The sequence below is a fragment of the Fulvimonas soli genome, from assembly GCF_003148905.1.
Taxonomy (GTDB): domain Bacteria; phylum Pseudomonadota; class Gammaproteobacteria; order Xanthomonadales; family Rhodanobacteraceae; genus Fulvimonas; species Fulvimonas soli.
The window spans coordinates 88,788-109,498 of sequence record NZ_QGHC01000002.1 but is presented as its reverse complement, the minus strand read 5'-3'; the positions used below and the strand labels follow the sequence as shown (position 1 = coordinate 109,498).

The following is a 20,711-nucleotide window of genomic DNA, read 5'->3' as shown; positions in this document are numbered from 1 at the left end:
CATGGAGCGGGCGCCCGGCCATGTCGTCAATGTCCGCGACGCACCTCCATGGCGTGGTCGGCGCCTTGTCGCGTTGCCGGACCTTCTGCTGGAAGCGCACGACGGGGGGTATGCCATCGTCGTCAACGCGGCGAGCGGTGCGCGATTGAAGGTGTCGTCCGGCCTGTATCGGATCCTGTCCAGCTTCAGGCTGCCGCGCACACTGGAGGAAGCTGTCGAGGAAGCAGGCGATCCGCGCATCGCAGCGGGCGTGGACGCCCTGCTCGGGCGGGGGCTGCTGATGGACGCGGACCGTCCCATGCCGATGGCACAGCCGTTGCGAAGGGCCGTGCCGTACCGGTTCTGCAACGCGCCTCGCTGGGCCGCGCCAGCGGCGGGCGACGGTTTCGTCGTGCTCGGCGTTCCTTACGACCTGGGCGGCCCCGGCCATTGCCGCGATGCCCCCATGCTCATCCGACAGAGGTCGTTGGACTACGCCTATCTGCTGGACCTCGACACGCACCGCCCGCGCGGCTGGTTCGACGCGGCAAGCGGCGAACGAATCCTAAAAGGCGTACCGATTGCCGACGCCGAGGACGTCCACGTCGTCTACGGCGAAAAGCAGGCCGATACGTTCGCACGGATGGAGACGGCGATGCGCCACGCGCTAGGCGAGCGCAGCGTGCCGCTAGTGCTCGGCGGGGACCGGTCGCTGTGCTTCGTCATGGCGCGCCGCCTGGCGATGCGGCAGCCATTGACGGTGCTGCAGTTCGCGCCGGATACCACGATGGCACACGGCGAAGGCGAAGTGGTGACGGTGCGCGACGTGGGCCGCCGCATGGCGGCGCTCGAGGGCATAGTGTCCTGCCTTACGCTTGGCCTCCGTGCGGACGCTGGCGCAGCGGTGGAAGCGGGCGAGATCACCGTGGCCGCCGCGCGCGCCCGTGGTCTGGCCGAGACGGTGCACGGCGCGATGATGGCGAAAGATGTCCTGCTCGCCGTGGACGTGGGCGTGCTGGACACGTCCATGCCACCGGAAGGCAACGGCTTCTCGCTCAGCGAAATGCGCGACCTCATCGATGCCGTCGGTCGTCGGCACCGCATCGCGGGTATCGGCATCTTCGGCCTCGACGCAGGCGGAATGACGGGGGGAGCGGTGGCGGGCGAGCTGCTCGGCATCGTGGCCTGCCACCTCGCGCTGTACGCCATGCATGGCGCCTCGTGCGCCTGGCAAGGGGGCCCATGATGGATGGCGCCGGGCACCTGACGCTGTTCGGCTGGCCGTCCGCTATGGCGAATGCGGACTCCGGGCGGTTCTGCGCCATTGGTGTACCCAGCGATCACGGCAACGGCGTCTCGCGCGGTGCGGCGCAGGCGCCCGCCGCGGTGCGCCGTGCCGCCAGTCACCTCGCGTCGCCGCGCCACCAAGGTGTGGATCTGGGCGACCTGGCCGGTTGCGGTGCCCAGGACCATGACACGGTCCTGGTGCGGTTGGCCGCACTGGTCGAGCAGGTGGTCGAGCGTGGCCTGCGGCCGCTGCTGATCGGCGGCGACCATTCGCTCACCTACGCGCCGGCATTGGCGCTGCAGCGGCACGGAGACATCGGGGTGGTGTGGTTCGATGCACACACTGATTTCAGCCCGTGGTCCGCCGGGCAGGGACACAGCCACAAGCAGGTGCTGCGCCGCATCGAGGCATTGTCCGGCGTGGCGCGCGTGCTGCAGATCGGCTACCGGGGGCTGACCATCGGCGACGAGCGCTACCTTGGTGAGACCTCGACCGTCGTCACCACGGCGCAGGCGCGAGCACTGGACGCGGCGGACGTCCTGCGCCTGATGCCGCCGGAACTGCCCTGGTACCTCTCGATCGACATCGACGTGATCGATCCCTTCCACGCGCCAGGCACCAGCGCGCCGGTGCCGGATGGCCTCGAGCCGAGATGGCTGGGCAAGGTCGTAGGTGCGATGGCCGGCCGGCGCAAGATCATCGGCGCAGATGTGGTGGAAGTGAATCCGCGCCTGGACGTAGGCGGCATCACCAGCGCGATCGCCGCGGAGCTACTGCGGACGATCGCCGACGCTCCGGGCGAACGGTAGCCTGACGGAAACCCGCAGAGGAAGGGGAGTATGGAGACGAAGAAGATTCCGTCGTACGGCCTGGCCGAATTCGCCGAACTCATCCGGCGCACGCCGGACGTGCTGGAGTCGCATCCTTGCCACGTGACCGGTTTCGTGGAGCAGTGGCCGGCGTGGCGTCGGTGGAACGATCTCGACAAGCTCGCGCAGTTGTTCGGCCACCTTCCGGTGACGGCGGGTGCGCCGCAGTTCATCACCAACCGGCACGCCAGGATGTGCCAGGTGCGCACCACGTTCGGCACATACCTGGACTACGTGCGCAATCCGGACCAGCTCGAAACGCTGTTCGAGGGGAGCTGGGTCAAGGGCGATGCCGCGCTGCTGCGCGACCTTGGCCTGCCGCTGTACTGCGGCAACCTGCAGCTGGTGCGGCATGCTTCCGAGCCGGTACTGGGCGACATTACGCCGCTGACGCCCGGCGGGCTCGACTTCATCAACAGCGACATTCCCTATTACTACCAGTCCGGCAATCACGTTTGGCTTTACGTCAGCCGCGCCGGCGCGCTGACGCCGCTGCACCAGGACAACAACGCGGTGATCGCCTATTTGGCTCAGCTCAAGGGGCACAAGGAGGCGATCCTCTACAGCCCGCGTGACAAGGCGCATTTTTACAACCCTGCTGTGGGCTATCTCGATCCGTTGCATCCGGACGAAGGCGACTTTCCCACTTGGCGACAAGCACAACCCTGGGTCGGCTCGCTGGCTCCGGGGGAATTGCTGATCTGGGGCCCGAACTGGGCACACCACGTGGTCACGCGCTCCCATTCGATCACCGTGAGCTTCGACATCGTCAACGACCTGAACCTGGAAGCCTACGCCGCCTCGATGGACTGGCGCGCGGAGCTGGGCGCGTTCGCGCAGAAGCAGGCCTCGCTGGTGCGCAGTCGCGTCGACGACGAGGATGTGCTGCGCCTGCTCGATGGCGGTTCCGCTGAAGCGCTGGGTCGTGCGCTGATGGTCTGCGTGCTGCGCGCCGCCGTGCGCGGTACGCTTTCGGAGCGCTCGCGCCAGGTCAAGGAGCGCCTGCTGCGCGCACTGGTCGAGGCCGAGGCAATGGCAGCATGAGCGTGACGGCAGCTTCGATCGCCACCAGCAAGGCTATCGGCGAAGCGCTGGTGCTGTCGCCGTGGATGGAGGTGGAGCACCTCGACGAGACGACGGCGACGATCTATCTGTCTTCCGACGGCACGCGCATCCGGGTGCCGCTGCCGCTGCATCGCCTGCTGCTGAAGTTCCGGGCGCCGGCCGTGCCAAGCGAAGTTGCCGGTGCCGGCAGCGGTGCGGCCAAGGCGCTCGACCAGCTGCGCAAGAAGGGCTTCCTGGTGCCGGCCGACGCGGTGCCGGCGCGCAATGGGCGGCAGGTGACCGACCCGCCGGTGCGCCTGTTCGACGCGCCAGCGCAGAAGCTGGCGCCCGCGCGTGCTGACGTAGTGGTGCTGGGCGTACCCTGGGATTTCGGCGAAGCCGGCGCTGCGGGGGCGCGACGCGGGCCACTGGCGATCCGCGACATTTCCTTGCAGCTGCTCTATCGGCTCGACCGCGAAAGCGGACGCCCGATCGGCTGGTACGACGCCGACCGCCGCCGCGCGATCCTCGCCGGGGTGACGATCGCCGATGCCGGCGACATCATCGTCCATCATGGCGAAGGGCGTTCGGCGGTGTTCGAGCGCATCCGTGATGTGCTGGATGCGCTGACTGGCGAAGGCGCCTTGCCGGTACTGCTGGGCGGTGACAGTTCGGTGGCGTATCCGCTGATCGATCAGCGGCGGCAGAACGGGGCATTGGATGTGATCAGGATCGGCCGCCCCGCAGCGAGTACCGGCGCCATGGCACGGTCCCGTCAGCTGCTGGCTTTGCCCGGCGTCGAGCGCTACGCACAGGTCGTGCCGGTGGGGTTCGGAGCGGACCATGGCGACGATCCCGAGGGCTATATGCGCGTACCGATCGATGCCGCGCTGGAGCACGCATTGGTGCCGCAGCTCGGCGAGGGACGGCGCGTGCACGTGGGCATCGATGTCGATGCGCTGGCCCATGCGGGGGATTCGCGGCCATCCTTCGCTTACCGCCAGGTGCATGCCTTGCTGTGCCGCCTCGGACGCGCGCATCGCATCGCTTCGGTGGACCTGTGCGGCATCAATCCATGGGCTCCCTGCTGGGGAGCCGTTTCGATGACGGCGGTGCATCTGCTGCTGACCGCGCTCAGCGCGGCGAAGGACCCGGCATGACGCGACCACGCCTGCAGTTGCCGCCACATGGACTGTTCGATTGGGCGGCCGGCGAAGCTCCGGCGCGCAGGAAGGGAAACATCGAGGTCATCGGCGTGCCCAGCGACTTCGGCAATGCCTATGTCTCCGGTGCGCGACTGGGACCGGCGGCGATCCGGGCGTCCAGCCTGGGCTTGCCGCAGCCCGCCGCGGGCGGCATCGATCGCGGCGACGTGGAAGTCTTCGATGACGCCGACTGGGCGCAGATCATCGAACGGGTGCGCGCCGCCGTCGTCGACACGGCGGAAGCCGGTGCGCTCCCTTTGGTGCTCGGGGGCGATCATGCCGTGTCGTACGCGGCAGTGGCCGCTCTGGACCAGGCCGGTCCGCTCGACATCGTATGGTTCGATGCGCACACCGACTTTTGCCCGTTGACCGATACCGGCTGGCACAATCACAAGCAGGTCCTGCGTCGCATTGCCGGCCTGGGCCATGTCGGGCGCATGCTGGTCATCGGGCATCGCGGGCTGACGTATTTCGACGAGACACAACAGTGGGCGAACCTCGACGTCATCGGCGGCGGCCCGCTGCCCGAGAGCTGGTTGCGTAGCGAGCGACCACTCTACGTATCCGTGGACATCGATTCGCTGGATCCCTGTATTGCGCCGGGCACGGGTCACCCCGTGCCCGGCGGACTGGGGCTGCCAGCACTGTGCGACATGCTGCGAACGCTGGCACGCGAGCGGCGCGTGATGGGCGCGGACGTGATGGAGGTCAATCCGCTGCTCGACCACGGCGAGATGACCAGCCTCGCCGCCGCCACGGCGCTGGCCGCGCTGCTGGATGGCATGGCAGCACGATCCCCGGCAGCGCACCGCACCTTCGAGGGGGCATGACAATGAGCCTCACCATTAGCGACCGCCCCATGCTGCTTGCCAGCCAGGGCCGTAATCTGACTGATTTAGCGGCGGACGAGGTCTGGAACGCGCTGGCGATGCACGGCGCCATTCTGTTCCGTGACTTCAGCGTCGATGCCGATGGCTTCTACGCCTTTGCCTCCCGCTTCAGCCGGGGGTTCCTCACTTCGCCGTTCGACGACCGGAAGCCGGCCAGCGACAAGAACGAACTGCAGACCGTCACGGTGGGGCAGGCTGGCCTCAGCCTGCATTTCGAGTACGGCAACATTCCCTTGCGGCCCGATCTGCTGTGGTTCTATTGCCGCAAGGCGGCGGCCGAAGGCACGGGCGGCGAGACGCTGGTCGCCGATGGCGTTTCCATCTTCGACCGGCTGCAACCTGCGACGCAGAATCTTCTGCGCACGCGGCGCGTGAAGTACAGGAATTATCTCCCATCGAGGGCTTTCGAGGCGGTAGTAAGCAAGAACAGGGTCATTGAGAACTTGGTCGGTGGCGATGTCATTGCAACGCTGAGCGCGAACCATCGGTTCAATTTGGCGGAGGAATCGGGTCAACGCATTGTCTTTGAATTCATCGCGCCCTCCGTGCTTCCGGTTGGCGACACGGGCCGCATGAAGATTTGCCAGAACATGTTCACCAATGCCTACAAGAAGCCCACCGACGACCAGGCAGAAGACTCCTTCAGCACGCTGGTTACCTGGGAGAATGGCTCGGAGATCGAGCACGAGGTTCTGGAGGAACTCAAGCAGGCGGCCCGTTCACTGACCCGCGGCATCCGTTGGCGCACCGGCGACTTCGCGCTGATCGACAACAACCGGATGTTGCACGGGCGCAATCACACCAGCGATCCGGAGCGAGACATTGTGATGCTCAGCTCGTTCAGTACCCGATTTCAGCTAGGCTGACTGGCATCGGAGTTGGTTGATGCCCGCTTTGTCTGGATATTGATGAGTAGTGCTGACCGCCTGCCGTAGCCATATATAGCGCACTTAATTCGGTCCGAAGTCGCCGGCGAAAGAGCGTGGATGGAGGGCAGGATCCATTCCAGGATGCCGATGTTGATCAGGATGAGGCGGGTGCCGCGCTTCGGCCGCGCCGTCACCCCACCCCCAACTCCGACCCTTTCCCGGAGGGAGAGGGGAGCAAGACACGCCACCATGCGCACTCGCCGGCCCGGGTCGTATCCTTGCGGCACCCCCAGCCGGAGAGGATGCCAGATGCGCGCACGCTTCCCGACCGCGAGCCTTCCGCTCGCCGCCGCCCTGCTGGCCGGCTGCGCCGGCGTCGCCCGGCCGCCCGCCGCGCCGCCGCCGGAAGGGTCGGCCTCCTACCGCGTCGCGCCGGACGCGGCGATGGCGCACTACCAGCTCGCGCTGGGCCAGGTGTCGAGCGGCGCCGCGCCGTTCCGCCGGGTCGCGCCGGTCTATCCGCCGGAGCAATGGGCGGCCTGCCCGCCGCCGGTGGAGGTGCCGGCGCTGCTGATCGTGGACGAGGCCGGCAAGGTCGGCGAGGTGCGCGTGGCCGGCGAGGCGCAGGCCGACCCGGCACGGCGCGCCTTCATCGCCGCCACCCGCGCGGCGGCGCTGCAGTGGGAGTTCCAGCCGCTGCGCATCGAGCGCTGGGCCGCCGACGCCAACGGCGACAGCCACGTGGTGGACAGCGACACCCGACCGTTCAGCCTGGCCTACGTGTTCCGCTTCGAATGCCGCGCCGGCCGGGCGGTCACCAGCGCCGGGCGCGCCGGCTGAGCCGGGCGCGCGGCGGGGCGCTGCTATGCTTGCCCGTCCCACCCGTCACGACGGATCGTCCATGAGCCAGGCTCCGCTGCACGTGATCGTCCTCGCCGCCGGCGAGGGCAAGCGCATGAAATCCGCCCGCGCCAAGGTGCTAATGCCGCTGGCCGGCCGGCCGCTGCTGGCGCACGTGCTGGCCGCCGCGCGCGCGCTGGCGCCGCGGGCGATCCACGTGGTCTACGGCCACTGCGGCGGGCAGGTGCAGGAGGCCTTCGCCGGGCAGGAGGACCTGGACTGGGTGCTGCAGGCCGAGCGCCTGGGTACCGGCCACGCGGTGGGCCAGGCGCTGCGCCGCGTGCCCGACGGCGCGCGGGTGCTGGTGCTGTACGGCGACGTGCCGCTGACCCGGGTGGAGACGCTGCAGCAGCTGGTGCGCACCGAGGGCTCGCTGGGCCTGCTGGTCACCCGCGTGGACGAGCCGCGCGGCTACGGCCGCGTGCTGCGCGACGGCAACAGCCTGGTGCGCGCGGTGGTGGAGGAGAAGGACGCCGACGACAACCAGCGCGCGATCAACCTGATCAACACCGGCATCCTGGTCGCCGAGGCCGAGGCGCTGCGCCGCTGGATCGGCCGGCTCGACCGCAACAACGCGCAGGGCGAGTACTACCTCACCGACATCTTCGCGCTGGCCGCCGCCGAGAACCGCGCGGCCACCTGCGTGGAATGCGCCGACCCGGTGGAGGCCGCCGGCGCCAACGATCCGCTGCAGCTGGCCGAGCTGGAGACCCAGTACCGCCGCCGCCGCACCCGCGAGCTGCTGGCCGCCGGCGTGCGCATGGCCGATCCCGCGCGGGTGGACGTGCGCGGCGAGGTGAGCGCCGGCCGCGACGTGGAGCTGGACGTCGACGTGATCCTGGAAGGCCGCGTGGCGCTGGGCGACGACGTGCGCATCGGCCCGTTCGTGCGCCTGAAGGACGTGACGCTCGCCGCCGGCACGGTGGTGCAGGCGCACTGCGACCTCGAGGGCGCGGTGACCGAAGGCGCCTGCAGCATCGGCCCGTTCGCGCGCCTGCGCCCCGGCACCGCGCTGGCCGAGGGCGTGCACGTGGGCAACTTCGTCGAGACCAAGAACGCGCGGCTCGGCCACGGCAGCAAGGCCAACCACCTGAGCTACCTGGGCGACGCCGAGATCGGCAAGGGCGTCAACGTCGGCGCCGGCACCATCACCTGCAACTACGACGGCGCGAACAAGCACCGCACGGTGATCGGCGACGGCGCCTTCATCGGCTCCAACAGCGCGCTGGTGGCGCCGGTGGCGATCGGCGACGGCGCGACCATCGGCGCCGGCTCGGTGATCACCAAGGACGCGCCGGCGGGCGAGCTGACCGTGGCGCGCGGCCGCCAGGCGACCCTGCACGGCTGGCGGCGGCCGCAGAAACAGCCGAAGTGAGCGCCCTGCTGATCGTGCTGGCCGGCCTGCCCGGCGGCGGCAAGACCACGCTGGCGCGAGCGCTGGCCGCGCGCCTTGGCGCGACGCACCTGCGCATCGACACCATCGAGCAGACCCTGCGCCGGGCCGGCCTGGCGCCGGAATGCGAAGGCTAGGCCGTGGCCAACGCCGTGGCGCGCGACCAGCTGCGACTGGGGCATGGCGTCGTCGCCGACGGGTCAACGCGGTGCAGGAGGCACGGTTGGCCTGGCGCGCGACGGCGGCGGATGCCGGCGCGCCGCTGCTCGAGATCGAGGTGCGCTGCGGCGACGCCGCCGAACACCGGCGCCGGGTGGAGGCGCGGCGCCCGGATGTCGAGGGCCTGGTCCTGCCCGGACCGGGACAAGGTGCGGGCGCGCCACTACGAGGCGTGGGACCGCCCGCCGCTGGTGGTGGACACCGCGCACCGCAGCGTCGAGGCGTGCGTGGCGGACATCCTGCGGCATCTGCCCGGCGCGATGCCCGTTCAGGCGTAGCGCCAGCCGTCCAGCTCCACCAGCAGTTCCTCGCGGCACACGTCGCCGTGCAGCAGCAGCACCGGCACGCCGGGCAGGCGCTGCTGCAGCAGCTCGCGCACCAGCGCGGCGTCGGCCGGGCGGCGCACGTAGGCCTTCAGCGGCGAGTGCGTGTCGAAGCCGGCGGGCATGCCGGCGTTGGCCAGCAGCGCCTCCAGGTTGGCGAGGATCTCGCCCAGCTGCGCGCGCGGGTCGCCGGCGTGCGCGGAGGCGTGGCCGACCACCGCGGCGGTGCCGGAGATCGCCAGCGCGTCGCCGGCCGGCAGGCCCATCGCGCGGGCGAAGCCCGGTGGCGTCGGGCCGTACTGGCGCGGGTAGCGCCAGGCGCTGAGCTGGCGCGGGTTCTCCACCGGCATGCCGGCCTGCTCGCAGGCGAGCAGGTAGACCTGCAGCCGGTGCGCCCCGGCGTGGTGGCCGATCGCGGTGGCGGCGGGGTAGCCATCGGCGAACAGGTCGCCCATGCCGGCGGCGCGGCCGTTGCAGAACTGCTTGTAGCGCTCGGCATCGCCCTCGCCGTGGTTGATCTCGCCGAGGTAGTTCCACACGCGCAGCACGCGCTGCTGCGGGCAGCGCGCGAGGAAGCCGCGCAGCCGCGCGTAGGCCCGCCGCGCCGTGCCGGCGGGACCGCCGTGCTCGCGCTCGTCCAGCTCCAGCGCGAGGTACAGCCAGCCGCCGCCGCAGGCCCAGCGCAGCGCGCCGTCGCGGCCGTGAGCGACGTCGGCGTCCACCTGCCAGATCTCCAGCGGCGCGGGCGTGTCGAAGGGCTCCAGCGGCACGCCGAGCCAGCGCGGGTCGTCCGCTTCCGCCGCGCCGGCGCCGAAGCCGAACACCGCCAGCGTGCCGCGCTCGCCCAGCGCCGCCTGCGCCGTGCCGTGGCGGTAGGACACCCGCGGGGCGCGCGGCCGCAGCTGCGGCGCGGGCGCGTTTTCACCAGCCTGGACCATGCCTGCAACCGGGTGTGACGGGGGCGCTATGTTACACTCCGCGCCCGCTGCCGCCGGGGGGAGGCACGCTGATGAAGCACGGGATCGAGCATGGCAGAGCAGACCGCGGCGCAGCATGAGCTGGCCGTCCTCATCGTTGACAGCCTGAACCTGGAGGCGGTGGCGCCGGAAGACATCGACCCGCAGGCGCCGCTGTTCGGCGGCGAGCTGGGGCTGGACTCGATCGACGCGCTGGAGATCGCGCTGGCGGTGACCAAGCGCTACGGCTTCCAGCTGCGCTCCGACGATCCCGACAACCAGCGCATCTTCGCCAGCCTGGCCGCGCTGTCGGACTATGTCGAGCAGCGGCGCACGCTCTGAGCGCGCCGCGCGGGCCGGAACGGCAGGCATCCCGGGCGATGGCCACGGCATGAACGCCGGCGGCCGGCGCGCATGAGCGGCCACTGGCAGGACCAGCGCGAAGGCGGTGGCCGCCGCGCGCTGTGGCTGATCCGCCAGCTGGCCCTGCGCGGCGGCCGCACGCTGGCCGGGCTCGCGCTGTATCCGATCGCGCTGTACTTCCTGCTGCGTCGCGCCGACGAGCGCGCCGCCTCGCGCGACTACCTGGGCCGCGTGTTCGGCCGGCCGGCGACCCTCCGGCAGGTGTACCGGCACTTCCACTGCTTCGCGGCGACCCTGCTCGACCGCATCTTCCTGCTCGCCCGCGGCGAGCGCGACTTCGCCTTCGAGATCGAGGGGCTGGCGGAGCTGGAGCGGCGCATCGCGCAGGGGCGCGGCGTGCTGCTGGTCGGCTCGCACCAGGGCAGCTTCGAGGCGCTGCGCGTGCTGGGCGCGCGCCGGCCCGACCTGCCGCTGCGCATCGTGCTGGACAAGCAGAAGACGCCCGAGCTCACCGCCATGCTGGAGGCGCTGGCGCCCGAGCTCGCCGCCAGCGTGGTCGACATTTCCCGCGGCGGCAACGCCGCCACGCTGGCGCTGGCCGAGGCCTGCCGCGAGGGCGCGATGGTGGCGCTGCTGGCCGACCGCGGCCGCGGCCACGAGGTGCTGCGCCAGGCGCCCTTCCTCGGGCAGCCGGCGCCGTTCCCGGTCGGGCCGTGGCTGCTGGCGCGCACGCTGGGCGCGCCGGTGATGCTGTGCTTCGGCCTGTACCTGGGCGGCAACCGCTACCGGCTGGTGTTCGAGCCGTTCGCCGAGCGGATCGAGATCCCGCGCGGCGCGGCGCGCGAGCCGGCGCTGGACGCGCTGCTCGCGCGCTACGCCGCGCGGCTGGAGCACCACGCCCGCGCCCTGCCCTACAACTGGTTCAACTTCTACGACTTCTGGCGGCAGGACCAGCATGCGCCGCCGCGCCCCGGCCCGGGGCGCGCGGACGCTTGAGGCGGCGTCCGTTCAGCCGGTGGCCGCGGCCGGCTCGTCGAGGATCAGCGGCCGCTGGGTGTGCGAGCGCCGGTAGCTGCGCACCACGTGGCCGTAGTGCAGCACGCGGCCGATGGTGTACAGCGTGATGCGCGCCACGTCGCGCACCGGGCGGAAATGGCTGCGACGCAGGCCGGGCTGGTAGCGCGAGGCGATCGGCACCGACACCACGCCGAGCCCGCGCTCGCGCGTGGCGGCGATCAGGATCGCGGCCTCGAACACGAAGTTCTGCGCCGGCAGGTCGACCAGGTCCAGCGCCGCGCGCGGGTACCAGCGCTGGCCGCTCTGGGTGTCCGCCACCGGCCGCCCGCAGGCCCAGGAGATGCCCCAGTCGGCCACCGCGTTGGCGCGGCGGCGGCCCTTGGGCTGCTGCGCCTTGTCCAGCAGGCGCGCGCCGATGATCAGGTGGTCGGGATAGCGCCGCGCCGCGGCGAGGATGCGCGGGATGTCGCCGGCCAGGTGCTGGCCGTCGCCGTCCATCGTCAGCACCGCCTCGTAGCCCAGGCGCAGCGCCTCGCGGAAGCCGTCGCGCAGCGCCTGGCCCTTGCCGAGCCGGCGGTCGTGGCACAGCAGGTGGACCGGCAGCGCCCGCACGATCTCCACGGTGCGGTCGTCCGAGCCGTCGTCCACCACGATCACCGGCGCGCCCAGCGCGAGCACCGAGCGCACCACGCGCTCGATCGCGGCCTCCTCGTTGAGGCAGGGGATCAGCACGCACCAGCGGGGCAGGTTCGCGTTCAAGCGGGACTCTCCACGTGGATGTCGAGGCCGAGCCGCGGCGCCGCCGGCAGCCGGCAGCGTCCGCTTCCCGAGGCCAGTTGTACCAGCAGCGGCAGCGCCCCGGCGCTGGGGTTGCCGCCCAGCCAGTCTGCCGGGAAGGCCTCCGGCCACGGCAGGCTGGCGCACGGGCCGTGATGCGGATGCAACGACAGCCGCGCGAGCGCGCCGTCGGCGCGGGGGGCCAGGAGCAGCGCGCAGGCGAAGGCGTCGTGGCAGGCGGTCATCTCCGCCAGGGGGCCCTGCCCCGGCGTGTCGCAGGCGACCAGCAGCACCGGGCGGTCGTCGGCGAGGACCTGCAGCACGGCCTCCAGCAGGCCGGCGCCGAAGCTCTCCGGGCCGGCGCAGAGCGCGCTGGACGGCGCACGGCAGCCGGTGGCGATGGTCCAGTAGCCGGCGGCGGCGTTGTGCACCGACTGGTGGAAGCGGGTCGGCGACAGCTCGCGCGGCGCGCGCGCCAGGGTGGCGCACAGGTAGTCGGTGGTGGCCTGGTCGCCGTAGGCGGAGGCGAACACGCAGGCGGGCGCGTCCGGCGCGAGGCCGCTCATCGCCAGCGCCTGGCCGGCGGCCTCGACGGCGAGCAGCACCTGCGGCGGGGCGCGGCGGCGCTCGTTCGGCGGCAGCAGGGCGGCCGGCGGCCGCCCGGGCGTGTCCGCCGCCGGCGCGCCGGCCAGCCGCGCGCGCAGCGCGTCGAAGCCGGGCAGCCCTTCCGCCCACAGGCCGACGCCGGCCACGTGCACGGCCGCGCTCATGCCGCCTCCGCGCGCGCGAACGCCAGGCAGGCGTTGTTGCCGCCGAAGCCGAAGGAGTTGCTCAGCGCCACGCGCACCGGCCGCTCCTCGCCGCGCCAGGCGAACTGCGGCCCGCAGGCCGGGTCGGGCTCGTCGCCGCCCAGGTTGGCCGGCACGAAGCCGTGCTCGATCGCCTGCAGCGCGAACACCGCCTCCAGGATGCCGGCCGCGCCCAGCGTGTGCCCGGTGTAGCCCTTGGTGCTGCTGGCGCGGGTGGCGGCGGAGAAGTGGCGCGCCAGCAGCTGCGCCTCCACCTCGTCGTTCTTGCGGCTGGCGGTGCCGTGCAGGTTGACGTAGTCCACCTGCGCTGGCGCGAGGCCGGCGCGCGCCAGCGCGTCGCGCAGCGCCAGCGCCGCGCCCAGGCCTTCCGGGTGCGGCGCGGACATGTGGTGGGCGTCGCTGGATTCGCCGTAGCCGAGCAGGCGCGGCGCCCGCGGCGCGGCGTCGACGCGCTCGAGCAGGGCGAAGCCGGCCGCCTCGCCGATCGAGATGCCGCGGCGCGCGCGGTCGAACGGCCGGCACGGCTCGGGCGAGACCAGTTCCAGCGCGTTGAAGCCGAACAGCACGCTGTCGCACAGCGTGTCCACGCCGCCGACCACCGCCGCGTCGGCCACGCCGAGGCGGATCATCCGCTCGGCGGCGGCGAACGCCTTGGCGCTGGAGGAGCAGGCGGTGGAGATCGTCAGGCAGGGCCCGTCCAGCGCCAGCGCCGCGGCGACGAAGGCACCCAGCGAATGCGGGTTGTGCACCGCCGGGCGGCGCAGGTCGGCCGGCAGGCGGCCGTCGGCGCCGAGCCGCCGGTAGCCTTCCTCGGTGGCGCCGATGCTGGCGGTGGAGGTGCCCAGCAGCAGCGCGACGCGCGCGCTGCCGTAGCGCGCGCGCGCCGCGCCGACCCGTTCGAGGAAGCCGTCCTGCCGCAGGCCCAGCCAGGCCAGGCGGTTGTTGCGGCAATCCCAGCCGGCCAGCGCGGCGGGCAGGGGCGCGTCCTCCACGCCCTCGACGCGGCCGATCCAGCACGCCAGCGGCGCGTTGCTGAAATCGTTCGGGCGCAGGCCGCTGCGGCCGGCGCGCAGGGCCTCGCGCTGGGCGGCCAGGCCGCGGCCGAGGGTGGAGGTGGCGGTGCAGGCGCTCACCGCGAGCGGGGCGATCATGTCGGGCACGGCCGCAGCCTAGCCGCGGCCGCGCGGGCTCGCCAGAGCGGCGCGTTCACGATCGTGCGCGGGCCGTGAAGGGCGGGGCCGCGCGGCACGTCGCCGCGCGGCGTCGGCGGCCGCGGCCGGTCTTGCTAAGCTCGCCGGCACCGCCACCGATCCCCGCACCGCCGATGAGCCAGCAAGCCGAACAGGCCGAAACCTTCCTGCGCGAACTGCAGGACCGCATCTGCGCCGCGCTGGAGCGGCTGGACGGCGGCGCGCGCTTCACCGAGGACGCCTGGACCCGCCCGGCCGGCGGCGGCGGGCGCACCCGCGTGCTGAAGGACGGCGCGCTGTTCGAGCAGGCCGGCGTGAACTTCTCGCGCGTGCACGGCGACAGGCTGCCGCCCAGCGCCACCGCGCACCGGCCGGAGCTGGCCGGCGGCAGCTTCGTGGCCACCGGCGTGTCGCTGGTGCTGCACCCGAAGAATCCCTACGTGCCCACCACGCACGCCAACGTGCGCTACTTCGAGGCGAGCAAGCCCGGCGTGGAGCCGGTGTGGTGGTTCGGCGGCGGCTTCGACCTCACCCCGTACTACCCGTTCGACGAGGACGTGGCGCACTGGCACACCGTGGCGCGCGACCTGTGCGCGCCGTTTGGCGCGGACGTCTATCCGCGCTACAAGCGCTGGTGCGACGAGTACTTCTTCCTCAGGCACCGCGGCGAGACGCGCGGCGTCGGCGGGCTGTTCTACGACGACCTCAACGAGGGCGGCTTCGGGCGCTGCCTCGACTTCACCCGCGCGGTGGGGCAGGGCTTCCTCGACGCCTACCTGCCGATCGCCGAGCGCCGCCGCGGCACGCCGTGGGGCGAGCGCGAGCGCCAGTTCCAGCTGTACCGGCGCGGCCGCTACGTGGAGTTCAACCTGGTCTACGACCGCGGCACGCTGTTCGGGCTGCAGTCCGGCGGGCGCACCGAGTCGATCCTGATGAGCCTGCCGCCGCTGGTGCGCTTCGAATACGACTACCGTCCCGAGCCGGGCTCGGCGGAGGCGCGGCTGGACGACTACCTGCGGCCGCGCGACTGGATCTGATTCCGGCTCTCGTTCAGGGGTCTCCAGGGCGACGGCTAAGCTTGGCCAGGCAGGATGGCGGGCACCCCGGTGTCCACGGAGTTGCCATGAGCCTGCCCGCCCGCTACGACCGCCTCGCGGTGGTCCTGCACTGGCTGAGCGTCCTGCTGGTCGCGCTGGCCTACCTATCGATCGAGCTGCGCGGCCCGCGCGGCAGCGACAGCCGCGCGTTCTGGACGAACGTCCACCTGTGGTCGGGCAGCCTGCTGCTGGCGCTGTCGATGCCGCGCCTGCTGTGGCGGTGGTGGCGCGGCGCGCCGCCGCCGGTGCCGGCGGGCCCGCTGTCGGACGGGCTGCGCCGCGCCGTGCATGCGGCGCTGTACGGCTTCGTGCTGCTGCAGCCGCTGCTCGGCATGCTCGCGCTCAACCTGGGCGGCAGGCCGGTCGTGCTGGCGGGCTGGTCGTTCAGCCTGGCCGGCCCGATGCCGGCGCTCGGCAAGGCGTTCGAGGAGAGCCACGAGCTGCTCGGCAACCTGTTCTACGCGGTGATCGGCGTGCATGCCGCCGCGGCGCTGTGGCACCACTGCGTGCGCCGCGACGGCCTGCTGTCGCGGATGAGCCTGCGCTGACCTCAGGGCTGCGCGCCGCCGAACCTCACCGGCGTGGCGCCCTTCACCGGGCCGATCTGCGCGCTGTCGCTCACCTCGAGCACCACCTCGCGGCGGAACTCCAGCGTGCCCTGCACCACCGCGTGCGGGCCGATCACGATATGCGGCGGGCGGCTCTCGCCCCAGTGGAACCAGCCGCCGGGCCTGTCGACCAGGATGCCGCCTTCCACGCGCGAGCCGGCGCCGACGGTGATGTCGCCGCCCACCGTGCCCAGCCCGCCGGCCACGTGCGCGGCGTCCAGCTGGATCGAGCCGTTGACGTTGGAGACGCGGCCGGCGACATCCGTGCCCTGCGCCAGCCGGATTGCGCCGTTGACCGTCTCGATCTTGCCGTGCACCTGGCTGCCGGCGCCGACCGTGACCCCGCCGTTCACCGAGCCCAGCTCGTCGGCCTGCACGCGCTCGCCCAGCTCGACCGAGCCGTTGACCGTGCTCGCCTTGCGCACGACGGCGCGGTCGCCGATGCGCACCGCGCCGTTGACGGTGCTGACGTCGCCGGCATGCTGGCCGGCCTCGACGCGGGCGGTGCCGTTGACCTTGTCGATGTCCCCGTCGCCGGCGCGCGCCGCCAGCGGCAGCGTGAAGGCCAGGGCCAGGGCGAAGGCGAGATGGTGGCGGCGCATGCGGGGTTCTCCGTGATGGATGGACCTCGCTAGGATGCGCCCGCGCCGGCCAGGGTTTGACGTGACCTTCGGCAGGGGCGGCGATTGACGGGGCGCGGCGCGCGGCCCACCATTCCGCGCTTGTCCCCTTGCCGCCGACCGCCATGCACAAGCTCGTCCTGATCCGCCACGGCCAGTCCCAGTGGAACCTCGACAACCGCTTCAGCGGCTGGGCCGACGTCGACCTCACCGCGCAGGGCATGGCCGAGGCGCAGGAGGCCGGCCGCCTGCTCCGGCAGGAGGGCTACGCCTTCGACGTGGCGCACACCTCGGTGCTCAAGCGCGCCGTGCGCACGCTGTGGGGCGTGCTCGACGCGCTCGACCAGATGTGGCTGCCGGTGCACACCGACTGGCGCCTCAACGAGCGCCACTACGGCGCGCTGACCGGCCTCAACAAGGCCGAGACGGCGGCCCGCTACGGCGAGGACCAGGTGAAGATCTGGCGCCGCAGCTACGACATCCCGCCGCCGCCGCTGGAGCGCGCCGCCAACGAGGCGCTGCGCGACCCGCGCTACGCCGGGCTGGACCCGTCGATGATCCCGGACACCGAGTGCCTGAAGGACACCGTGGCGCGCGTGCTGCCCTACTGGCACGACGTGCTGGCGCCGGCGATCCGCGGCGGCCAGCGCGTGGTGGTGGCCGCGCACGGCAACTCGCTGCGCGCGCTGATCAAGTACCTGGACGGCATCTCCGACGAGGCGATCGTCGAGCTCAACGTGCCCAACGGCGTGCCGCTGGTGTACGAGTTCGACGCCGAGCTCAGGCCGCTGCGCAGCTACTACCTGGGCGACGCCGACGAGATCGCCGCCAAGATGGCCGCGGTGGCCAACCAGGGCAAGGCGAAGCAGGCGGGGTGACAGCCGTCATCCGCGCCGCCTGTCGACTGCCAGTGGCCGGCGCGGCACCGGGCCGATAGGCTGGCCGCACCCTTTCGCCACGCAGTCGAGCCGCCGATGACCCCGCAGATGGTGATGCCCCTGGTGATGGCCCCGCTGATGGCGCTGGTGGTCTGGCGGCGCGTGCGCAGCCAGTTCGGCCGGCAGCCGGTGCGGCGCAAGCGCATGCTCGCCCGCATCGTGGTGTTCGGCGCGATCGGCGCGCTGCTGGCGCTGTCCGGCTTCCGCGACCTGCGCCTGCTGGAAGGCCTGCTCGGCGGCGTGCTGGCCGGCGCCGCGCTGGGCCTGCTGGGCCTGCGCCTGACCCGCTTCGAGCGCGGCGCGGACGGCGCGGACGTGTACCTGCCCAATCCCTGGGTCGGCGGCGTGCTCACCGCGCTGCTGGTGGCCCGGCTGGCCTGGCGCTTCATGGTGATGATGCCCGCGGCGGCCGGCTCGGCCGCCGCGGCGTCGGCGCCGCCGCTGGGCAACAGCCCGCTGACCCTGCTGGTGTTCGGCCTGCTGGTCGGCTACTACCTGTGCTACTTCACCGGGCTGCTGATCCACCACCGGCGCTTCCAGCGCGCGCAGGCGCGCTGAAGGCCGGGCGGTACCGTCCGGCCCGGCCGGCGCGCGCGACGCCGGACCGGCGGCCGCGCGCTTTGACTCCTCTCCCCTCCGGGGAGAGGACCGAGGTGAGGGGCCGGCGCCTGCCGCCCCCCCTTGATCCGAAGGCGGGGGCCGAGGCGCGCTCCCCGCGAGGGATGGCGCCGCCGCGCGGCGCTTGCCGCCCCTACAGCGCGTCGTTGTCCAGCTCGCCGGTGCGGATGCGGATCACCTGGTCCAGGCTGCTCACGAAGATCTTGCCGTCGCCGATCTTGCCGGTGCGCGCCGACTGCTGGATCGCCTCCACCACCCGCTCCAGCTGCTCGTCGGCCACCGCCACCTCCAGCTTGAGCTTGGGCAGGAAATCCACCACGTACTCGGCGCCGCGGTAGAGCTCGGTGTGGCCCTTCTGGCGGCCGAAGCCCTTCACCTCGGTCACCGTGATGCCCTGCACGCCCGCCTCGGCCAGCGCCTCGCGTACGTCGTCCAGCTTGAACGGCTTGATCACCGCCACGACCAGCTTCATGGGTGTCCCTCGTCGGAATGGCGGCCCGCCGCGGCGGGCCACCCCGCCATTGTGCCTGCCGGCGCCGGCGCTGTCGTCCCGGCGGCCCGTGTAGGAAAATGCCTACAGATCCCAGTGGAGCCGGCCGATGGCGACGCCCCTTTCCGTTCACCTAGACTGCCCGTCGACAAGTTCGAGGCGCCTTCCATGATGGGTAGGCAGGATATCGATCAACTTGCCCTGCGACTTGTTTCGTTGGTTCCGCCAGGATTGGCTCAGGCGCACGAGGATCTCCGCGCCAACTTTCGCGATGTCCTGACGCAAGGACTGCGTCGCCTCGAGCTGGTCACCCGCGAGGAGTTCGACGTCCAGAGCCAGGTGCTGGCGCGTACCCGCGCCAGGGTCGACGAGCTGGAACGGCGCGTCGCCCGGCTCGAAGCCGAGGCCGTCACCCGCGGGGTCCAGCAGTAACCAAGCTCCCGGGAGCCGCCCCCGATCTGTCACCCTCACCCCGAGAAACGATCGGGGGCGGTTGTTTTTCGCCGTCGTCGATGGAGTTGCACGGTGTCGGTATCGATCGGCGACGTCGTTGCCCTGATCCATCGGTGCGCCGCATGAGCCTGGCGGTCACCCTCAGCCGCGCGCAGGAGGGCGTGGCGGCGCCGCAGGTGATGGTCGAGGTGCACCTGTCCGGCGGCCTGCCCGGCACGCACATCGTCGGCCTGCCCGAGGCCGCGGTGCGCGAGGCGCGCGACCGCGTGCGGGTGGCGATCCAGAACACCGCCTTCGAATACCCCAACCGCAAGGTCACCGTGAACCTGGCGCCGGCCGAGCTGCCCAAGGACGGCGGCCGCTTCGACCTGGCCATCGCGCTGGGCATCCTGGCCGCCGGCGGCCAGGTGCCGCGCGAGAAGCTGGACGAATGCGAGTTCCTGGGCGAGCTGGCCCTGTCCGGCGAGCTGCGCGGCGTGCCCGGCGTGCTGCCGGCGCTGCTGCGCGCGCGGGCGCGCGGGCGGCGCGTGGTGGTGCCGCGCGCCAATGCCGCCGAGGCGGCGCTGGTGGCCGACGCCGACGTGCTGGTGGCCGGCCACCTGGCCGAGGTGTGCGGCTGGCTGCGCGGGGCGCAGGAGCTGGCCGCGCCGGCCGCCGTCGTGCAGGCCGACGACGACGGCCACGTCCCGGACCTGATCGACGTGCGCGGCCAGCTGCAGGCGCGGCGCGCGCTGGAGATCGCCGCGGTCGGCGGCCACCACCTGCTGCTGGTGGGCCCGCCGGGCACCGGCAAGACCATGCTGGCCGAGCGCCTGCCCGGCATCCTGCCGCCACTGGGCGAGTCGGAGGCGCTGGAGAGCTGCGCGGTGCGCTCGGTGGCCGGGCAGCCGGTGGACCCGGCGCACTGGCGGCGGCGGCCGTTCCGCGCGCCGCACCACACCGCCTCGGCGGTGGCGCTGGTCGGCGGCGGGCCGCAGCCGCGGCCGGGCGAGATCTCGCTGGCGCACAACGGCGTGCTGTTCCTCGACGAGCTGCCGGAATTCAACCGGCACGTGCTGGAGGTGCTGCGCGAGCCGCTGGAGTCCGGCCGCATCGTGATCTCGCGCGCGGCGCGCCAGGCGACCTTTCCCGCGCAGTTCCAGCTGGTCGCCGCGATGAACCCCTGTCCCTGCGGCTATGCCGGCGACGGCCGCCAGCGCTGCCAGTGCACGCCCGACCAGATCCAGCGCTACCGCGCGCGCATCTCCGGCCCGCTGCTCGACCGCATCGACCTGGCGGTGGAGGTGCCGCGGGTGCCGCTGGCGGAGCTGGCCGCGCCGCGCGGTCCCCACGACGAGGATTCGGCCATCGTGCGGGAGCGGGTGATCCGCGCGCGCCAGCACGGGCTGATGCGCGCGGGCCGCTCCAACGCCGAGATCAACACCCGCGAGCTGGAGCGCGACTGCGCGCTGGGGCCGGCCGAGCGGCGCTGGCTCGAGGCGGCGCTGGAGCGGCTCGGGCTGTCGGCCCGCGCCTACCACCGGGTGCTGCGGGTGGCCCGCTCGATCGCCGACCTGGACGGCGGCGCCCCGCTGCTGGACCGCGCGCACCTGGCCGAGGCCCTGCAGTACCGGCGTTTCTAGTCCCCGTGGTTTTTTGTACCGGTGGGTATTGACATCCGGGGCGATCCGCTTAATATGTGCACCGGCCGGTTCTTTAATGACCGTCGCCCCTGCCGCCCCGGTATCAGTCCCCCCTCCCCCCTCCCGCTGATACCGGGGCTGGCCCCTTCCCTCTTTCCCCTTGGCTATCCCGCT

General features: G+C 72.3%; 24 protein-coding genes. 18 read left to right on the top strand and 6 right to left on the bottom strand.

Annotated features, from left to right (window positions below; translation table 11 throughout):
- The first annotated feature begins 1 nt into the window (after nt 1).
- The 10 genes from C7456_RS02620 (at nt 2) to C7456_RS17290 (ending at nt 8,934) form a co-directional block, all read left to right on the top strand.
- The gene (locus C7456_RS02620; protein WP_109722212.1) at nt 2–1,225 is read left to right on the top strand and encodes an arginase family protein; all 1,224 of its coding nucleotides are present in this window, start codon (nt 2–4) and stop codon (nt 1,223–1,225) included.
- On the top strand, nt 1,222–2,076 hold the full coding sequence (locus C7456_RS02615; protein WP_109722211.1) for an arginase family protein: 855 nt from the start codon (nt 1,222–1,224) through the stop codon (nt 2,074–2,076). The genes C7456_RS02620 and C7456_RS02615 overlap by 4 nt, the downstream gene beginning before the upstream one ends.
- 30 nt (nt 2,077–2,106) lie before the next feature.
- Nucleotides 2,107–3,180, top strand: coding sequence for a cupin-like domain-containing protein (locus tag C7456_RS02610; RefSeq protein WP_109722210.1), 1,074 nt, complete (start codon nt 2,107–2,109; stop codon nt 3,178–3,180).
- Complete coding sequence (locus C7456_RS02605) at nt 3,177–4,340, top strand: arginase family protein (RefSeq protein WP_109722209.1); 1,164 nt, start codon at nt 3,177–3,179, stop codon at nt 4,338–4,340. Before C7456_RS02610 ends, C7456_RS02605 begins: the two co-directional genes overlap by 4 nt.
- The gene (locus C7456_RS02600) at nt 4,337–5,215 is read left to right on the top strand and encodes an arginase family protein (protein ID WP_170120157.1); all 879 of its coding nucleotides are present in this window, start codon (nt 4,337–4,339) and stop codon (nt 5,213–5,215) included. The genes C7456_RS02605 and C7456_RS02600 overlap by 4 nt, the downstream gene beginning before the upstream one ends.
- A gap of 2 nt (nt 5,216–5,217) precedes the next feature.
- Nucleotides 5,218–6,141: a TauD/TfdA family dioxygenase gene (locus C7456_RS02595; RefSeq protein ID WP_170120156.1), complete on the top strand. Its 924-nt coding sequence runs from the start codon at nt 5,218–5,220 to the stop codon at nt 6,139–6,141.
- 312 nt (nt 6,142–6,453) lie between these two features.
- Complete coding sequence (locus C7456_RS02590) at nt 6,454–6,984, top strand: hypothetical protein (RefSeq protein ID WP_109722206.1); 531 nt, start codon at nt 6,454–6,456, stop codon at nt 6,982–6,984.
- Nucleotides 6,985–7,045: 61 nt separating this feature from the next.
- Complete coding sequence (gene glmU / locus C7456_RS02585; RefSeq protein ID WP_109722205.1) at nt 7,046–8,419, top strand: bifunctional UDP-N-acetylglucosamine diphosphorylase/glucosamine-1-phosphate N-acetyltransferase GlmU; 1,374 nt, start codon at nt 7,046–7,048, stop codon at nt 8,417–8,419.
- Entirely contained in the window at nt 8,416–8,574 is a 159-nt protein-coding gene (locus tag C7456_RS17435; protein ID WP_245889749.1) for an AAA family ATPase, read from the top strand. The genes glmU and C7456_RS17435 overlap by 4 nt, the downstream gene beginning before the upstream one ends.
- Nucleotides 8,575–8,769: 195 nt before the next feature.
- Nucleotides 8,770–8,934, top strand: coding sequence for a hypothetical protein (locus C7456_RS17290; RefSeq protein ID WP_211306208.1), 165 nt, complete (start codon nt 8,770–8,772; stop codon nt 8,932–8,934).
- On the opposite strand, the gene C7456_RS02575 is transcribed toward C7456_RS17290, so the two are convergent.
- Nucleotides 8,925–9,917, bottom strand: coding sequence for a chorismate transformation FkbO/Hyg5 family protein (locus C7456_RS02575; RefSeq protein WP_109722204.1), 993 nt, complete (start codon nt 9,915–9,917; stop codon nt 8,925–8,927). The two genes, C7456_RS17290 and C7456_RS02575, sit on opposite strands and share 10 nt — an antisense overlap.
- Before the next feature lie 90 nt (nt 9,918–10,007).
- On the opposite strand from C7456_RS02575, the gene C7456_RS02570 reads away from it, so the two are divergent.
- Both C7456_RS02570 and C7456_RS02565 read left to right on the top strand, forming a co-directional pair.
- Complete coding sequence (locus tag C7456_RS02570; RefSeq protein ID WP_109722203.1) at nt 10,008–10,277, top strand: phosphopantetheine-binding protein; 270 nt, start codon at nt 10,008–10,010, stop codon at nt 10,275–10,277.
- A 72-nt stretch (nt 10,278–10,349) separates the two neighbouring features.
- Complete coding sequence (locus tag C7456_RS02565) at nt 10,350–11,294, top strand: lysophospholipid acyltransferase family protein (RefSeq protein WP_109722202.1); 945 nt, start codon at nt 10,350–10,352, stop codon at nt 11,292–11,294.
- Nucleotides 11,295–11,306: 12 nt separating this feature from the next.
- Here the strand turns inward: C7456_RS02565 and C7456_RS02560 are convergent, their stop codons facing one another.
- From C7456_RS02560 to C7456_RS02550, 3 genes are read right to left on the bottom strand one after another with little or no spacing between them, the layout of a single operon-like run.
- On the bottom strand, nt 11,307–12,074 hold the full coding sequence (locus C7456_RS02560; RefSeq protein WP_109722201.1) for a glycosyltransferase family 2 protein: 768 nt from the start codon (nt 12,072–12,074) through the stop codon (nt 11,307–11,309).
- The gene (locus C7456_RS02555) at nt 12,071–12,862 is read right to left on the bottom strand and encodes a beta-ketoacyl synthase chain length factor (RefSeq protein ID WP_109722200.1); all 792 of its coding nucleotides are present in this window, start codon (nt 12,860–12,862) and stop codon (nt 12,071–12,073) included. Before C7456_RS02555 ends, C7456_RS02560 begins: the two co-directional genes overlap by 4 nt.
- On the bottom strand, nt 12,859–14,052 hold the full coding sequence (locus C7456_RS02550; protein WP_211306226.1) for a beta-ketoacyl-ACP synthase: 1,194 nt from the start codon (nt 14,050–14,052) through the stop codon (nt 12,859–12,861). The genes C7456_RS02555 and C7456_RS02550 overlap by 4 nt, the downstream gene beginning before the upstream one ends.
- Nucleotides 14,053–14,225: 173 nt before the next feature.
- Between C7456_RS02550 and hemF the strand changes: the two genes are divergently transcribed.
- Together hemF and C7456_RS02540 are read left to right on the top strand one after the other, a co-directional pair.
- The gene (gene hemF / locus C7456_RS02545; RefSeq protein ID WP_109722199.1) at nt 14,226–15,128 is read left to right on the top strand and encodes an oxygen-dependent coproporphyrinogen oxidase; all 903 of its coding nucleotides are present in this window, start codon (nt 14,226–14,228) and stop codon (nt 15,126–15,128) included.
- A gap of 86 nt (nt 15,129–15,214) precedes the next feature.
- A complete protein-coding gene (locus C7456_RS02540; protein ID WP_109722198.1) occupies nt 15,215–15,736 on the top strand; it encodes a cytochrome b in 522 nt (173 codons plus the stop codon).
- Between the two features lie 2 nt (nt 15,737–15,738).
- Here the strand turns inward: C7456_RS02540 and C7456_RS02535 are convergent, their stop codons facing one another.
- Nucleotides 15,739–16,398 carry a DUF4097 family beta strand repeat-containing protein gene (locus C7456_RS02535; protein WP_109722197.1) on the bottom strand — a complete coding sequence of 220 codons (660 nt, stop codon included), beginning with the start codon at nt 16,396–16,398 and terminating at the stop codon, nt 15,739–15,741.
- Nucleotides 16,399–16,541: 143 nt separating this feature from the next.
- Between C7456_RS02535 and gpmA the strand changes: the two genes are divergently transcribed.
- Together gpmA and C7456_RS02525 are read left to right on the top strand one after the other, a co-directional pair.
- Entirely contained in the window at nt 16,542–17,294 is a 753-nt protein-coding gene (gene gpmA / locus C7456_RS02530) for a 2,3-diphosphoglycerate-dependent phosphoglycerate mutase (RefSeq protein WP_109722196.1), read from the top strand.
- A gap of 108 nt (nt 17,295–17,402) precedes the next feature.
- Nucleotides 17,403–17,912, top strand: a complete 510-nt coding sequence (locus C7456_RS02525; protein WP_245889748.1) for a CcdC protein domain-containing protein — start codon at nt 17,403–17,405, stop codon at nt 17,910–17,912.
- A gap of 193 nt (nt 17,913–18,105) precedes the next feature.
- On the opposite strand, the gene glnK is transcribed toward C7456_RS02525, so the two are convergent.
- Complete coding sequence (glnK, locus tag C7456_RS02520) at nt 18,106–18,444, bottom strand: P-II family nitrogen regulator (RefSeq protein ID WP_109722194.1); 339 nt, start codon at nt 18,442–18,444, stop codon at nt 18,106–18,108.
- 186 nt (nt 18,445–18,630) lie between these two features.
- Between glnK and C7456_RS02515 the strand changes: the two genes are divergently transcribed.
- Together C7456_RS02515 and C7456_RS02510 are read left to right on the top strand one after the other, a co-directional pair.
- The gene (locus tag C7456_RS02515; protein ID WP_109722193.1) at nt 18,631–18,894 is read left to right on the top strand and encodes an accessory factor UbiK family protein; all 264 of its coding nucleotides are present in this window, start codon (nt 18,631–18,633) and stop codon (nt 18,892–18,894) included.
- A gap of 143 nt (nt 18,895–19,037) precedes the next feature.
- Entirely contained in the window at nt 19,038–20,537 is a 1,500-nt protein-coding gene (locus C7456_RS02510) for a YifB family Mg chelatase-like AAA ATPase (RefSeq protein WP_109722192.1), read from the top strand.
- Nucleotides 20,538–20,711: the final 174 nt, after the last annotated feature.

Coding starts and splice junctions, on each gene's coding strand:
- C7456_RS02620 (WP_109722212.1), top strand. CDS start 2: ATGGAGCGGGCGCCCGGCCATGTCGTCAATGTCCGCGACGCACCTCCA.
- C7456_RS02615 (WP_109722211.1), top strand. CDS start 1,222: ATGATGGATGGCGCCGGGCACCTGACGCTGTTCGGCTGGCCGTCCGCT.
- C7456_RS02610 (WP_109722210.1), top strand. CDS start 2,107: ATGGAGACGAAGAAGATTCCGTCGTACGGCCTGGCCGAATTCGCCGAA.
- C7456_RS02605 (WP_109722209.1), top strand. CDS start 3,177: ATGAGCGTGACGGCAGCTTCGATCGCCACCAGCAAGGCTATCGGCGAA.
- C7456_RS02600 (WP_170120157.1), top strand. CDS start 4,337: ATGACGCGACCACGCCTGCAGTTGCCGCCACATGGACTGTTCGATTGG.
- C7456_RS02595 (WP_170120156.1), top strand. CDS start 5,218: ATGAGCCTCACCATTAGCGACCGCCCCATGCTGCTTGCCAGCCAGGGC.
- C7456_RS02590 (WP_109722206.1), top strand. CDS start 6,454: ATGCGCGCACGCTTCCCGACCGCGAGCCTTCCGCTCGCCGCCGCCCTG.
- glmU (WP_109722205.1), top strand. CDS start 7,046: ATGAGCCAGGCTCCGCTGCACGTGATCGTCCTCGCCGCCGGCGAGGGC.
- C7456_RS17290 (WP_211306208.1), top strand. CDS start 8,770: ATGTCGAGGGCCTGGTCCTGCCCGGACCGGGACAAGGTGCGGGCGCGC.
- C7456_RS02575 (WP_109722204.1), bottom strand. CDS start 9,917: ATGGTCCAGGCTGGTGAAAACGCGCCCGCGCCGCAGCTGCGGCCGCGC.
- C7456_RS02570 (WP_109722203.1), top strand. CDS start 10,008: ATGGCAGAGCAGACCGCGGCGCAGCATGAGCTGGCCGTCCTCATCGTT.
- C7456_RS02565 (WP_109722202.1), top strand. CDS start 10,350: ATGAGCGGCCACTGGCAGGACCAGCGCGAAGGCGGTGGCCGCCGCGCG.
- C7456_RS02555 (WP_109722200.1), bottom strand. CDS start 12,862: ATGAGCGCGGCCGTGCACGTGGCCGGCGTCGGCCTGTGGGCGGAAGGG.
- C7456_RS02550 (WP_211306226.1), bottom strand. CDS start 14,052: ATGATCGCCCCGCTCGCGGTGAGCGCCTGCACCGCCACCTCCACCCTC.
- hemF (WP_109722199.1), top strand. CDS start 14,226: ATGAGCCAGCAAGCCGAACAGGCCGAAACCTTCCTGCGCGAACTGCAG.
- C7456_RS02540 (WP_109722198.1), top strand. CDS start 15,215: ATGAGCCTGCCCGCCCGCTACGACCGCCTCGCGGTGGTCCTGCACTGG.
- C7456_RS02535 (WP_109722197.1), bottom strand. CDS start 16,398: ATGCGCCGCCACCATCTCGCCTTCGCCCTGGCCCTGGCCTTCACGCTG.
- gpmA (WP_109722196.1), top strand. CDS start 16,542: ATGCACAAGCTCGTCCTGATCCGCCACGGCCAGTCCCAGTGGAACCTC.
- C7456_RS02525 (WP_245889748.1), top strand. CDS start 17,403: ATGGTGATGCCCCTGGTGATGGCCCCGCTGATGGCGCTGGTGGTCTGG.
- glnK (WP_109722194.1), bottom strand. CDS start 18,444: ATGAAGCTGGTCGTGGCGGTGATCAAGCCGTTCAAGCTGGACGACGTA.
- C7456_RS02515 (WP_109722193.1), top strand. CDS start 18,631: ATGATGGGTAGGCAGGATATCGATCAACTTGCCCTGCGACTTGTTTCG.
- C7456_RS02510 (WP_109722192.1), top strand. CDS start 19,038: ATGAGCCTGGCGGTCACCCTCAGCCGCGCGCAGGAGGGCGTGGCGGCG.